The 14,745-nt window shown below is 55.6% G+C and carries 11 protein-coding genes; 1 reads left to right on the top strand and 10 read right to left on the bottom strand.

Features of this window, described 5'->3' with window-relative positions:
- Positions 1–81: 81 nt before the first annotated feature.
- The 5 genes from K787_RS23730 to K787_RS0118595 all read right to left on the bottom strand — a co-directional run bounded on the left by K787_RS23730 (position 82) and on the right by K787_RS0118595 (position 6,955).
- Positions 82–1,905: an ABC transporter ATP-binding protein gene (locus K787_RS23730; RefSeq protein ID WP_022964320.1), complete on the bottom strand. Its 1,824-nt coding sequence runs from the start codon at positions 1,903–1,905 to the stop codon at positions 82–84.
- Positions 1,902–2,834: an ABC transporter permease gene (locus tag K787_RS0118610; protein ID WP_022964319.1), complete on the bottom strand. Its 933-nt coding sequence runs from the start codon at positions 2,832–2,834 to the stop codon at positions 1,902–1,904. The genes K787_RS23730 and K787_RS0118610 overlap by 4 nt, the downstream gene beginning before the upstream one ends.
- Before the next feature lies 1 nt (position 2,835).
- Positions 2,836–3,816 (bottom strand): ABC transporter permease, encoded by a 981-nt coding sequence (locus K787_RS0118605; RefSeq protein WP_022964318.1) that lies wholly within the window; start codon positions 3,814–3,816, stop codon positions 2,836–2,838.
- A gap of 65 nt (positions 3,817–3,881) precedes the next feature.
- Positions 3,882–5,447: an ABC transporter substrate-binding protein gene (locus K787_RS0118600; RefSeq protein WP_022964317.1), complete on the bottom strand. Its 1,566-nt coding sequence runs from the start codon at positions 5,445–5,447 to the stop codon at positions 3,882–3,884.
- 92 nt (positions 5,448–5,539) lie between these two features.
- Positions 5,540–6,955: an amidase gene (locus tag K787_RS0118595; protein ID WP_040641134.1), complete on the bottom strand. Its 1,416-nt coding sequence runs from the start codon at positions 6,953–6,955 to the stop codon at positions 5,540–5,542.
- Here K787_RS0118595 and K787_RS25245 point away from each other — a divergent pair.
- Positions 6,892–7,119, top strand: a complete 228-nt coding sequence (locus tag K787_RS25245) for a hypothetical protein (protein ID WP_169337544.1) — start codon at positions 6,892–6,894, stop codon at positions 7,117–7,119. The two genes, K787_RS0118595 and K787_RS25245, sit on opposite strands and share 64 nt — an antisense overlap.
- 150 nt (positions 7,120–7,269) lie before the next feature.
- Here K787_RS25245 and K787_RS0118590 read toward each other — a convergent pair whose 3' ends face one another.
- From K787_RS0118590 to tssI, 5 genes are all read right to left on the bottom strand, one after another.
- Positions 7,270–9,546 (bottom strand): fatty acid cis/trans isomerase, encoded by a 2,277-nt coding sequence (locus K787_RS0118590; protein WP_370736753.1) that lies wholly within the window; start codon positions 9,544–9,546, stop codon positions 7,270–7,272.
- Positions 9,547–9,829: 283 nt separating this feature from the next.
- Positions 9,830–11,998, bottom strand: coding sequence for a lipase family protein (locus tag K787_RS23725; protein WP_022964312.1), 2,169 nt, complete (start codon positions 11,996–11,998; stop codon positions 9,830–9,832).
- Positions 11,999–12,004: 6 nt separating this feature from the next.
- A complete protein-coding gene (locus tag K787_RS24410; protein WP_235801960.1) occupies positions 12,005–12,763 on the bottom strand; it encodes a hypothetical protein in 759 nt (252 codons plus the stop codon).
- Positions 12,764–12,843: 80 nt separating this feature from the next.
- Positions 12,844–13,704, bottom strand: coding sequence for a DUF4123 domain-containing protein (locus K787_RS0118570; protein WP_022964310.1), 861 nt, complete (start codon positions 13,702–13,704; stop codon positions 12,844–12,846).
- Positions 13,701–14,745, bottom strand: a 1,045-nt coding sequence (gene tssI, locus K787_RS23715; RefSeq protein WP_022964309.1) for a type VI secretion system tip protein TssI/VgrG, incomplete at its 5' end; no start/stop codon positions are given. The genes tssI and K787_RS0118570, both read right to left, overlap by 4 nt.

Raw genomic sequence — 14,745 nt, 5'->3', positions numbered from 1 at the left:
TGAGGGAAAAGCATCCAGTCTGACTGATCACCCTGCCGAAGTCAGGTAGGGGCGTGTCTGTGACCCTGTCCAGACGCAGGCTCATGCCTCGCTCCTGGCGATCATTTCTACCCGCTCCTGAGCACACTCGCTGTTGTGGCAGGCGACGAAACCCGGCTGCCCGGCACGCTTCAGCAGTAGCGGTGATACCTGCGCACAGACTGGCAACGCGACCGGACAGCGTGAGCGAAATGCGCAGCCATCCGGAATATCGATGGGGCTTGGAGGCTCGCCCTCAAGCAGGTGCTCACGAGGATCAAACGGATTGGATTCCAGGGTCGCGACCGCACTCAACAGCGCACGGGTATAGGGATGAGCAGGGTTGTTGAACAACGTTTGGTTATCTGCGATCTCGACTATTTCCCCCAGGTACATAACGGCGATGCGGTCACAACTGCGGCGCACCATCGCCAGATCGTGGGAGATAAAAATGTAAGTCAGATCATGGGCCTGCTGCAGACGATCAAACAACTGCAGAAGTTTCTGTTGCTCGCCGGGATCCAGCGAACTCAGTGTCTCGTCCAGAATAATCAACTTGGGCTCGAGAATAAGCGCCCTGGCGATGGCAATCCTCTGGCGTTGTGCGCCATTGAGCCCAATGGCCAGTTGGTCATGCAGGTCACTGTCTAGCCCAACCTCCTGCATGGTCTCCAACACCCTGCGGCGTACCTCCTGTTTTGCCACACCCCCATGAATCAGCAGCGACTCAGCGATCATCCGGCCGACCGTCATGCGTGGTGGCAACGAGTTAAACGGGTCTTGCAGCAACAGCTGAAAATCCTTGCGCAAGGCCGTAATTTGCTTGCGGCTTTGCGACGACAGTGAAGTGCCGAATAATTCAATGTCTCCCCGTTCAGGCTTTTCCAGCCAGGAAAGCATCCGCGTCAATGTTGATTTTCCGCACCCGGACTCTCCGACTAGAGCAAAGTTTTCGCCGGGGAAAACGTCAAAGGTGGCTTGGCGAACCGCCTGCACCGCACGCTTGCGATGATAGTAAGTCTGCGCCACATCCAGCACTGCCATGGACGGTCGACGGACTTCGTGAACCTTGTCGCGACGGGGTGATGATGCGCTCCAGATACCCGGCTGCTGCGCAATCAGGCGTAGCGTAGCCTCATGCTGCGGTTGCTTGACCAGTACTGCGCTAGGCGCCTGCTCAACCAGCCGGGTATCAGCAAGCACAGCGATATCGTCGGCCACATCACGGGCGATGGCGGGGGAATTGGTCAGATACAGAATCGCGGTGTTGTGCTCAAGGGCCACACGACGCATCAATCGGAGTATTTGCGCACCAATGGTTACGTCCAGCGGCTGAGTAATATTGTCTGCAATCAGAAACGCCGGTTCCCCCAGCAGAGCGTCTACTATCATGACTCGCTGCAGCATGCCGCCGCTGAACTGGAAGGGATACTCCTCCATACGTGCTTCCGGCGAAGGAATGCGCACGTCATGCAACAGATCCAGTACCTGCTGCCGGGCGGTGTGCTTGCTCACGCCGCTTTTGACCGCCCTGAGCTTTTCGATCAATTGCTGCCCCACGGGTAATGTAGGATCCAGAGCATTGTTGGGGTCTCCCCCCACATAACCGATGCTTCGACCACGCAACTTGCTCATGTCCGGGAGGTTGGCGCCACTGAACTGTTCACCCCCGACAGAGATACTGCCACTGGCGATATCCAGCCCGGCGGGCAACCACCCGGCCAGACACCTGGCCAGTACCGTCTTGCCGGTGCCGCTTTCACCAATGATCGCCAGGATACGGCCTGGTTCTATACGCAGGGATATGTCCTGTATCAGCCTGCGCCCTTCGGGCTGCCTGGTCTGAATGCCGAGACCCTGAACTACTACCGGATTCAGCGTTTTCACAATTGGCCTCCATACACCCGATTACGCGCTCGTTCCAGAGCAGACCCCATCAGATTGATACTGGTCAGAATCAGCACTAGCAGCACACCTGGTGTGGTCGCGATCCACCATGCGTTGATAAGGTATTTGCGGCCGTCGGCAATCACATTGCCAAAGGTCGGTGTAGGGGGCTGAACACCCAGACCGAGAAAGCCGAGAATGGACTCGAAAATCACCATGCGCGCGATATCAAGAACGGCGACAAACAGCACTGGAGGAATAATATTGGGCACCACCAACAGGCCGATGATTCGCCAGTCCGAGGCTCCGAGGATGCGGGCGCTGAGTACGTAATCCCGGTTACGTTCAGCCAGCGCTGCGCTGCGCACGACGCGCGAATAAAGCGGCCAACCGGATAACGCCAGCACAACAATGATCGCCGGCACACTGGGTCGGGAGGAGCCCAGCACTGCGATGGCCAGAATGATCATGGGAATTGACAGCTGAACATCGGTCAGCCGCATGATGATGGTGTCAGTCCAGCCGCCCTTGAAACCCGCTACGGTGCCAAGTACGCAGCCAATCAGCAGCATCAGTACTACAGTGCAGATCCCGATCAACAGCGAATAGCGCAAGCCAATACACGCTCGCACCAGCATATCGCGCCCCAGCTGATCCGTACCCAGGGGGTGCGCCCAACTGCTACCTTCAAAACCCAGCGGCGGAAGAAAACGCGCTTGAATGTTCATCGCTACGGGATCGATCCCCGACAACGCGGGATAGACCAGACAACCGATGGTCATGAAAAGAAATATCAACAAGCCGATTCGCCCGCCCCAGGAGCTCAAGGCCAGACCTAGAATCTGCCTGGCCGGTGACAGGTAGACCTTAGGCGTAATTGGGGTTGCCGACGCGTTCGTAGCACTGGCGCTCAATTCGGAACTGTTCATATCAATGGTCCAGACGGGGGTCGATAAGTACGGCGATAAAGTCCACTACGATGTTGATGCACACAAAGATCACGGCCGTCATGATGGCTATGCCTTGAATCAGCGGAAAATCCCGTTGAAGAACAGCTTGGATAGTGAGCAAACCCAGCCCCGGATAATCAAAAATGAACTCGACGACGAGCACCCCGCCAATCAGCGTAGATAACTGAATACCCAGCAGATTGAGTACCGGAATGCTTGCATTGCGTAGAGCATGGCCATAGATGATCCGTTTGCGTCCTATACCGCGAGCAGAAGCCGCAGCAATAAAAGGTTTGGTCATGATCTCGGCGATCGAAACCGAAAGCGTCCGGGTGATAAAGGGAATAATCTCTACCGCAAGCACAATGGCTGGCAGCCATGTGTAGTGGAAATTGCGGTAACCAATGGCCGGCATGAGATTAAGCTGAATAGACAAGACCAGAATAAGAACAATGCCCAACCAGAAATTGGGTAGTGAGACAAAGGTCGATCCAGTAAAGAACGCCAGCTTGTCCTGCCATTTGCCAGGATTAAGCCCGGCCGGGATACCCAGCAACAACGACACCACCAGGGCCAGCAGCAAAGCCAGCCCGGCCAACTGCAGGGTAAAGGGCAAGGCGCTCGCGATCAGGCCTGCCACCTCGGCCCGCTCGCTGCGCGTCGGATCGTCGAATGCAGCTCCGCCCATGGTCGCCCCACTCTTCGGACGAATGAACGATTGCCCCATATCGCCCTGGAGCAGCCCTTTCAGATAGCGGCCATACTGGATCAGCATCGGATCTCGCAAGCCCAGCTGTTCGGCCACTTCTTCAACAACATGATCCGGAGCCATACCGCCGACAATCAACCGCACAGGGTCCCCTGACATCACTCGCAGCAGCGTGAAAATCAGGAAGGACACTACCAATATGATTATTACGCCCTGGCCCAATCTTTTGCTCAGGTAATACAAGTGCTGCACTGTGCTCACCTCTAACCGTTGATTGTGTAACCTCCCCGCCCTGGCAGGCGGGAAGGCTGTGTTGCTCAGACGAAAGCGGCTTGGCTCGCGTTCATCTGTCCGTTGGGATAGATGAACAAGCCCTGAAGATCAGCCCGCATGCCATGAAAAAACACTGAGGTGAAAAGTGCATATGAAGGCGCTTTGGCCGCAATCAAAGGCAAGGTTTCGGTCTGGATCACCTTTTCCCGCTCTTCGAGCGACTCTATGCCCTGCTCCTTGTCCAGCGCCGCATCAATTTCAGCATCCTCGATACCCGTGATGCGTTTGGAGCTCGAGTGGAAGTGCGTACGCAGGACCAGATCCGGCTCTGGAGAGCCTGAAGCCCAACCGCAATCAATCATGTGGCCCGGCCCACCACCAGGTCGGTCATAAAGCCGCTCGTTCCACGCCGCCACTTCCATCACATTGAGCGTGACAGGGAAGCCCTGGGCCTGAAGCATGGCGGTGATCATTTCGCCGTACTCCTGGGTTTTCGGGTAAAAACCCACGGACGTTATGTAGTCCAGAGGCGGCAAGCCCTGACCGTTCGGGAATCCCGCCTCGGCAAGCAACTCCTGACATCTCGCAGGATCAAATTCCGGGTAATCCGGCACATCGGCGTAGCCGAACTTGACCGGCGATATATGCGAGGCGCAGGGATGCCCTGCTTCGCCCATGATCTCATTGATCATATCTCGGTCAATCGCATGACAAACGGCCAAACGTAAACGTTGATCATTGAATGGTGGTTTGGAGCAGCGGAACCACAAGTACTTGTTTTCCACCGAAACTAGCTTGTGCAAGGCAAGATCCGCGCGACCCTGGATGGTGCTTATCTGCTCGGGCTCCAGGCGCTCGATCAGATCTGCCTCACCATTCAGCAGAGCCATGACCCGCGTGTTGGAGTCACCGACAAATACAAAATTCAGTTCGGGAATTTTTGGCTTGCCCAGATAGTAGCCCTCGAACGCTGCGAGCACAGAGTTGTTGCCACGCTGCTCCACGAACCGGAAAGGACCAGTACCATTAGGCTTGCTCGACAATCTGCCAGCTTCGATATCTTCCGCGCACATGATCGGCAGGAATGAAGACAGCAGCAGATATAGGCTCGCGGGATAATCAGCTTCACTGGTGTTTATCCGACAGGTGTAGTCGTCAATGATCTCAACCGTGCACACACCGGGGTAGTTCGCTGCGGGGCGATCCGGACGCGACGCATACTCGAAAGTAGCCTTGACGTCCCTGGCTGTGAAGGGCTGACCATCATGAAAACTGATACCCTGTTTGAGTTTGATCTCAAGCGTATGCCGATCAATGTTTTCCAGCGACTCCGCCAATTCCATCCGCAGCTCGGACGGGTTGTCCACGGTCATTGGCGCACGAGTCAACGTGCCGAAAATGAAGCTCTCCAGATTCATCTGAGCCAAGGTACTGTGCGAAGAAGGATCCCAATTACCCGTCAAATTTTCAGCGGAGTAAAAGGTAAGACTCCTGCCTTCTGCGGCATAGGCTGACGACATCAGAAAGTCGGGATTAACCCGCCATGCCATGGCCGCAGCGCCCGCCAGTGTTGCCCCTTTCAGAAACTTCCTACGACTTATGTTGGACATACAGGTTTCCTCTTACATGGATGTGTAAAAGGCAGTTTTCAAAGGACATAAACGGGCGGGTTTCTTATGACCTGCTCCGGTAAAACACGGAACTACTCAGGTGGTATTCTTTGCAACCAGGGATTGATGGACTCCAGCGCAGCGCAGAACTGCAGCACCCCAGCCTCATCAAAACGACGTCCTATCACCTGCAACCCGATTGGCAAACCTTCTCGACTCCAGCCGCAAGGCAAGCTCGCCGCAGGATTGCCTGACAAGTTGAACGGGTAAGTAAATGGCGTCCATGCAGCCCAAGGCACTGCACTTTCTGCCGGGTAGTCGATACCTTCCGGACCCTCAGCATCAGCCGGAAAAGGCAACACAGGCACGGTAGGTGTTATCAGCAAATCATACTGTTCAAATAGCATATGGACCTGGCTAGCAAAGGCCGCCCGCTTTTTCATAGCATCCAGGTAATCACTCAATTGATAGCGTGCAGATGCTGTGATCAGTCGAGCAAAGCCTGGGTCCAGCTCGTGCATTCGATCCTTCAACGCGTCGCCGTAGGCAATGCCGCGCCCCGTGACCCATAACGTCTCGAAAATGCTTACAGGGTCCTGCCAATCCAGAGACAGGCAATCCACCACACAACCCAGCTCACTGGCAGCCTTATCAACAGTGCTGGCAACCGCAGCAGCTACCTGAGGATCAACATCCACATTGAACAGCGTCGGGCAGAAGGCTATACGCAACACTGGCAACGGCTCGTCGCAAGCCTCAAGACAAGACCGCTGCACGGCTGGAAGTGACTGGTGATCAAGCGGATCAGGCCCCGAGAGAAGATCAAAGAGCAAGGCGCTATCACGAACACTTCTGGTAATAGGACCGGCGTGACTAAGCATCTCCGTGGCAGACCACGGCCAGGTTGGAATACGACCCAGGCTACCTTTCAGCGCAAAGGTGCCGCAAAATGCGCTGGGAATACGGACTGACCCGCCCCCATCGGACCCCAAGGCAGCCGGCACCATCCGCGCCGCCACCGCGATCGCAGACCCGGAACTGGAACCGCCACTACTGAGAGCGGGATTCCAGGGCGTGCGGCCATTACCAAAAACGCGGGACGTTCCCGAGCCACTCCAACCAAACTCAGTGGTTGCAGTCTTACCAAGAATAATCGCCCCGGCTGCCTTCAACCTACGGATGATCGGAGCGTCTTCGTCAGGCACAAATGCCTTGGCGGTAAGGGATCCTCTACTCGTAGGCAACCCCTTTGTATAGAACAAATCCTTGATCCCAAATGGAACTCCGTGCAAAGGCCCACGGAATTCACCGGACCTAGCCTCATCGGACAAGACGGCTGCTTGCCGCAAAGCCTCGCTTTCGTATACATCACCAAACGCATTAAGTGTTGAGTTTGTGGCTTTTATTGAACGAACGCAATTAACCACCAAATCACTAGGGGTAAGTGATCCAGACCGTATTTGATCGGCAGAATCGATTACCCCGGGAACTGATGCTGATGAATGCATTCCGACCGCCTGCTCTGAATGTTGAATATGTGACTATTGTGGTATTTTTTATTTATCAAGTCAACGCTTTTATTCAAACCTTCGGATCTGGCTTCAACCGCCGATCACCAGCAGCAGAAACCGGAGAAGAAAAAGAAATTGCGCGGCCAGACGCCGCGACTTGAGCTAACGCATTGGGAGGGGGTTGACGCAGACGTATTTCGCGCTTGAACTCAATGAAAGAGCCCGGAGCGCATGTTCTCAATGCCCTGATCAGTTGATCCGACTATGGTTGCAGGTCGGCTTTTTCCTGATCGGTGAATAGCTAGCCGTCACTACAGGTCCTGATAGCGGTTGAGATCCAGCAAGCCAGCCTCAACCGGATTGCGCTCTGCGTTACTGCGCTGGAAGTCAGCCATAATGTCCCAGAACCGCGGATGGGTACGGCGCACACCCCAACGATCAGCCAAGGCATGCAAACCCTCTTGCTCGCTGATTGCCGACAAGCTCGCAACAAAGTCGGGCAACTGCTCCAGGCTCACGTCAAAACTGAAATTGGGGTAACTGCCCAGGGTGCCCTCGACCAGCGTCAGCGTATCCTCGTCTGGCAGCAACCGCGACTCCTCCCTATACAAAAAGGCCACGCTGGCGTGCGCGCGATTGTGCAACAGAGTGTAAACCCAGCGCTGCGTGCCATCAGTCACCCGCAAAAAGGTCACTTCCGGTAATAACGGAATCACCGGCAGGCTAGCGCCGTCGGCCATCGCCAACGGCTGCAGCAATGACTCCAGCTGTTGCTGCGCGGCACTCACACCCGCGCGCAGGCAATTCCCGCTCAGACAACGATTCAGCCTGTCCGGTGCGCCGCTGACCTGCGCCGTACGCTCCATCAACAACGCACTGAAGCGCTCCATCACCGCCGCATTACCCTTGACACCCTGGTAGTCCATCGCGACCGGTGTGGCTAGATCCGGATCGACATAAGTCACCCTGTGCTTGATCTTCGCCCCACCCTGATACCAGTGGGCGTACAACGCCTTACGCGCTGCGGGCGGCATATAGCGCAGCAGGTTCTGCTCTGCGCCATTGCGAATCAAATCAAAATACAGACGGGTCTGGCCCTGATGCGATACGCTGCCAAACACATTGAAATTGGCTACCAGCTCATAATAGGTGCGCTCCAGCAACGGATAATCCATCACCCAGACCGTGCGCGGCACCCGACCCAGCAAACCACGCACCACCGAGGCACTGTCGTGGTGGCGGACGATAGTCAGCAAAGCGTCGTGGTTCCAGTTGTCACCGTCCCACAACTCATCCAGCGTAGCGCCCTGTGGCTTGCGCCCGGCATAGTGCTCCCCGCGCAGCGCCAGATAGTCGTTGCGTTGCGCCTTGTATTCCAGCCATTCGGAGCCTAACGACAGTAAATCGCTCTTCTGCCCAGGCAGACCCAGCAACGGGCTGACCCTGGCACGATAGTCGGCGTCGTTGACGTAAGCCTCTTGCTCTGGATCTTCAAACACGACCCAGAACTGATCGCGGATTACATCAGTCGCAATTTGCCCGCGGCACACCGGGCCACGAATAAAATTGCGCACAAAATACTCTGCGTTATCGAGCAAAAACTGATAACGCGCGCGGGCAGGAATCGCCGCAAAGGTAACGAAAGGGTTGGCGCGATCTACATAGCGATAACCGGGCAGCTCATTTACCTGCCACTCTGGCGCGAAGAACAGCGTGTCATAACGCTGCATCCGCGCATCATCCAGCGCATAAACGATATGGTTTTTCTCGACGATGACCTGGCGAAGCGGCTGCAGGCGATAGTAGAACGCCTGCTCGGGATCATCATTGGGTCGTACGGTTCTCAACGGATTAACCGGCTCACCAGGCGCAGTAGTGGAGCGAACCAGTTCGTAGAACGGGCTCCCCGGCACATCCGGAAAATACACATGCGCCGCAAACAGGTGCTCGAACAGATAGCGCGCCACCAACTGCTCACGGTTGCCGGATTGATTGAAAAAGCTCTCCCAACGTTCGATCACCGCCCGCTCGGTTTCCCCCGGCAGGTAGGCAACCGGGTTGAGCACCGCACCCTCGGCAATCCACTGGGAGAGCCGCGCAAACTCGTCATCGGTCAGACCCGTCGCACCGTAAGGCATGCCGCCATGGGGGTGCTCGGCCGCGTAGTCATCAAACTCGCTCACTGCGGCGCAACTGTCGCTACGTTTAATACCCACCGTCAGCTCAGCCGGCAGACGGCTATTGGGCAACAGAGGGTTATTGCGTCCCAACTCGATCATCCGATAGAGCACTGACGCCTCAAGGCCGCTCAGTTCGCCGCCTCCGGAATCATGCAGCACCGAGAAAAAACCCTTCCCTCGCCACTCCGCCGTAGAGCCCGCATCCACACCCAGACGGGTGGGCGGCATATCTTTCAATCGTTTTCCGTCATACACCGGCAATAAAGAGGCGCCACGCTCCAGCCCTTCAGCGCTGGTCAATTTCAGCTGACAAGGCGCGTCATAACAGCCATGGCAGGCCATGCATTTATGTTCGAGGATGGGTGCGATATCGCGCTGATAATCATAGCTCTGGGTTGCCGCCACCACGGGTGGCTCGAACTGATACTCAGGTTCGCCAGTGCACGCCGCAGACAGCCAGGCTATCCACAGCACAAGCACCGCCCACTTCCACCTCACCACTGCTGATCCGCACGCCACGGGCCTGTCCTCTGACCAATCGGGTTTATATGCGGTATCGCCCAGGGCGCCGCGACCTCACTATTCGCCAATAACGCGACCAAACCATCACGCAGGCGGCAGGATCTTAGCATTGTCGGTTGGAATTGGCAGCTTGAGAGGGGTTGGCTTGCTGCCTAAGGCAGGCTGCGCTTCAGCCATACTGGTAGCCGGCGGAGGAAGATGGCTCCTGCCTTGCCAGGCGCTCTGCTTCTCTATTCAATTCTTCCTGACGCCATTCGGTCATCAGCTCGATCAGGTCTTCCCGTTCGGCCTGATCGCCAAAAACAGCGGCAGCTGTGATTGGAATGCTGGCTTGTGCTGTTAACCTTTGCTGGGCTCTTGTTAATTCGCGTCGTTGTATGATTTGCATACCCGATGCTGAATTTATGCCCTCGCTATACAGCGTGCGCAGTTCTGTTTCGGTCTTATTGTAAAAACGGAAGTCATGACGTAGGCGTATCTGGTGCCTGAACTCCTCGTACGAACCTGGAACCCAGTCTGCCAGCTCTCTCTCCAGCTTGGTCATTTGTGGTCTCAGCTGCTCGGTCTCTTCTTTTGTAAACAATTGACCTTCACGGCTCAAACTGGCGTTCCAGCGCAGTAGCGTGGTCAAGGCTGCACGTGCGTAACCAGAGTCGCTGAAGTGCTGCGGGGCTGACGCAATTTGCACAAAGAAGCTTCGCCGTTTAGCCATGTCGCCCTCAATTGAGAGATTGGCTATGAAACGTGCACAGTCGCCTTCTTCAAGCGCCCGACAGCCTGGCTGCCAAAGGATCGAGGCTTCGCTCCCGCCGCCATGCTTACGTGGCATGAAGTAGTGCTGTTCGCCATGATGCTCGTAGGGATCACCTTTCAGATTGATAAGACCGGCCAGCAGCAGGCTGGTTGCCTTGATCGGTGGCGCAAGCGAGGCCAGCAGCATGATGATTGAGGGTACGACTATTTTCCATTCCGAATCCATCCAGGTGGCGGGAACAGAGGGTACGAGATCGTTGTTATTGATAATACGGTGATGAACCAGATCCTTTGCGCTTTCCACAAAAATGCTGTCGCCGGCGCGGGGGGCACCGTAGGTGTAGAGCTGTATTTTTCCAGACCATATTTTACGTACATGCTCTGCAAGTAGTAGCGCGATTGAACCACCAAGGCTATGACCGCAGACAATGATAGTTTGATCGTTAGAATGAAAACGATCCAAGTAACGATCTATGAACGCTTTTGCTGCAATGAAAGCATCATGAAATCCGCGATGTGCATTACCAATACCCTCAACTATTGGAACCTGACGTGCATCAAAATCGCGCAGCCAATCGCGGGTACTGGCAGAACCGCGAATCGAGATAAGTATGACTTTGTCATTATGGGTTATGAATGCTTGGGTATCTGTGGCTTCATCGTGCAGAAAGTGCTCGTCTTCGGGTGTCTCTCCTTCAGCCTGAGCTGGATAGCGCTCCGGATCGAAAGGCACTACTTCGAGGCGTTTTGAATAAGGCACTTCTTCAGACAATAAGTGATAGCTGGCAGAGTTGAATAAGGTGGGCTTGATTTGACATGCTAGTTGCTCACGCAACACATTACCAATGCTTCCTGCCTCAAGGTAAGGTGGAGGCAACGCTGGTTCAGTGCCTTTGCGAACTGTGCTGAAAGGCGCATAGGAGAGCACACTCATCACCGCAAGGTGATAGGCGTTGAGTGCGGAAAAGTGGGGTGATATTGAGAAGATTGGGCTATAGGCTCTGAGTGCCTTGACCTCCAGCACATGGTGCTGGTTGGGCTCCAGGGCAATGCCGGGCTGATCTTTTTTTGCTCCGGTTGCCTGCTTCAGGCCTGCGCTGGGTCGCGGACCCCAGGCTTCGTCTGGGTCCGGCAAATGTTTGGTGGCCTCAACCAGATCGCTGACTTCAACTCGAAAAAAGCGCGCGCCTTCTTGCGCTGCGCGTTGCTCTGCCAGAAAGGTCAGGCTTTCTCCATTGCGGCGCGGGCCAATGGGGGATTGCTCTGCGGCGATTTGTAAATCGGTCAGAGGGAGGGGGTAGTTTTCTCTAATGGCAAGTTGCTCATACCAAGGCTCTGGAAACACTGAAGCAAGTGATGAAAAAGTGAGCAACATCGGGCCACAATATACATCTTCGATTAGAACAAACCCGTCACTGTCGAGTACGCCCTCGTAAACTTGGTTTTGACTGTCACGCAGATTGTATTTCAATCCAGCATAGGCATGAGATTCAGCAAATTCATCGACCAAACGAAAACTGACCCATTGTTTTCTTAAGGGACACTCCAAGGTATTCGATTGCTCGCTGTTGGGTAATTCGTTCATCCGTGATTACTCAGTGCAGTTGGGGTAGACGGTGCATTCCTGGCCGTTCATTTCAAAGGTTTTGAATACGGGAGGATCCTGGCATCTCATCCAGCCACCCGGCTTAGGTTCACAGGGCTTCCAGCCCTCAGGGAATTGAATCCACGTGTTCCGGCGTGAAGGCCGCTCCTGCGGATCCTCACGAATCTCCAGTTTTACAGTTTTGCCCGCAAGCTCGTGCCGACCAAGGGTGACACCCAAGCCCTTGCGTTTGGACAAATCATGATCCTGCGACCAATTTTCATCCGGCTGTGAGCAGTGGAGAAGCTTGCTTATCAAACCTTGGCGAGAACGTGCAGTGCTGAGTTGAAACATCCACATGCACATTCCCCTCAGCTCCATGCTGCCATCGCTGTCGAACATTGGCGCATGCTCTGGGCGGGTATCCAATACGGCAATTCCGCCACCGTGCCTGTCTTGTTGCCAGCTCTCTTCGCCATAATGCCCAGTAACATACAACGCTACCCGGTACAGCTCGGAATCACACAAGCCAACATGGTGAGTCAGGGGGATTTTCAGGCTGAAGCTGTGCGGATGATCCTTTAGTGCTGTGTTTTGCTGAATGACCATGGTCCGGGTGCTGGTACCACTCACGCCAAAGTTGCGTACCTGGCATTTTTCCTCATCCAGCACTCCGTACTGTGCTGACGCCTGAAGTTTAAAGTTAGCCGGTAGCTTTCCAGCCAAGGTGAAATATTCGCGCCCGCTGCGCTCGGTGAGCGACAAGGCCCCTTCCTTGGCCATGTGCCCAGCAAAGCTGCAGGCAGTAAGAGTAAGAGTGCTCAGGCATAACAGTAAGGGCAGCTTCATCGATTGCTCCGGGACGCGGTATTGGCCAGCGTATTACAGCAGCGCTGATAGTGGGCTGCAGGCGTTTCGTCGGGTTGGGCGGTCCAGAATGGCTGGTTGGCAAGCTGGGTATTCAACTGGTTTTGCAGAAGAAAATGCACTTGCTCAGTAGAGTCCCAGCCCCAGGTTTGGGCATTCTGCAATTGACGCTGCAGCCAGTTCTGCAGAGGCTCGCGCGCCACCAGTTGGGTGACGGCTGCAGGATGTTGTTCCCACAGCCATTGCTGCAGGTTGTGTTGACGAATGGCGTTGCGGGTTTCGCTCGGTTCGGGGATATCCAGCCAGGGTGTGCTCGCAGGTGGGTGATGCAGCGCGGGGGCTGGGTTATACCATGCCGCCCAGCCGTCCTGGTGCCAGCAGAGCAGGCTGTGCAAGGGCCCCATCAATAAGGGCCGCTGTTGCGCTGTCAGATTGACAAGATGGTGAGCGATAACCCGGTTATCCTGGAAGCGGTACAGGGATTTTTTCTCAGGCGCTGTAATCAGCATACGCTCACGCCAGTGTGTGCACAGTGTTGCTAACTCAAGCTTATCAGCGCTTGCCAGCCAGCCCCAGTTTTGCTCCGGGGTATCGAGTAGAAAGCTGAATGCCTGCGTATTGTGACTGGGCATCTTTATCAGCCAGGGGCCTATGTGTTTTAGGTCGTCAAAACCTGTGCCGGTGTACAGATTGGTGTATTCCTGCATCAAATCCAGGCCAAAAAGAACGGGGATCAGGTCTGGTTCCGCCAGGCGGTCAATGGTCAGAAAGAGTTCGCGCCCACTGGCCTGTTGTTCAGACATCCATTTCTGTGGGTTGATTGGCGTGTGCTCAATCATACGGGGCACACCCCTTCGCGACAGGCTTCGCAGACCGGGGTGCGGCTAGCACCAAGAAGCCGCGCCTGGCGTGCCAGGTTGAATTGCGCGTTGGCAAATACCGGGGTTGTTATGGCGCCAGCTTGATCGCTGTCTGCCGCGCCCGCTAGTAGTGGCAGCATAATACTGCTACCTGACCCACGCCCAGCACTACCCCCGGAGTTGATCTTGATCACCGGTCCGCTCAGGGTCACGCCACTGGGATCGATCTTGATAAAGCTGCCGTTGGCTTTTAGCGTGAGTTCGCTACCCGCTTCGATAACCATTTTCTGTCCGGCCTTGAGATGAATCTCGCGGCCGGCCTTGGCCAGCTGTGCGTTGCCTAGCTTGATATGCTGGCTGGTACCCACCGTCAGATGGTCGTTGGCTTTGAGCTCGGTCTTTCTGTCTGCGTGGGTGGTGTGGTGTTCTTCGGCCACGAATTCCGAGTAGCTGTTGGCTTCGACGCGGTCGTGGCGCTGGTTGCCGACGCGGATTTTCTGGTCGTGCTCAATGTTCTCGTCCCAGTCGCGCTGGGCGTGCAGGTAGATCTGTTCTTCGCCTTTCTTGTCTTCGATCCGTAGTTCGTTGTAGCCATCGCCGCCGCCCCCCGGTGCCGTGCTCAAAGTTTTGAATACGCTACGGGTTTTGTGCGCGGTCAGCTCGTAAGGTGTGGGGTGGGTCTTGTGGTACAGGCAGCCGGTGACCAGGGGTTGGTCTGGGTCGCCTTCTAGGAAGGTGATCAGTACTTCCATGCCGATTCTGGGGATGGCGATGCCACCGTATTGGTTGCCGGCCCAGCTGGAAGAGACTCTGAGCCAGCAGCTGGTTTGCTCATTGCCCTGGCCTTCACGATCCCAGTGGAATTGCACTTTGATGCGGCCGTATTCATCACAGTGGATCTCTTCGCCTGCAGGGCCGGTGACTACGGCGGTTTGGCTGCCCAGCACTTTCGGCTTTGGGTGCGCGAGTTGCGGTCTGAAGGGTACGTCCCAAGGCGTGGCGGTGAACTGGTTGCGATAG

This window comes from Halopseudomonas pelagia CL-AP6, from assembly GCF_000410875.1.
GTDB classification, from domain to species: domain Bacteria; phylum Pseudomonadota; class Gammaproteobacteria; order Pseudomonadales; family Pseudomonadaceae; genus Halopseudomonas; species Halopseudomonas pelagia.
Note: the sequence above shows the minus strand (reverse complement) of the source record. Positions and strands in the feature narration are given on the sequence as shown.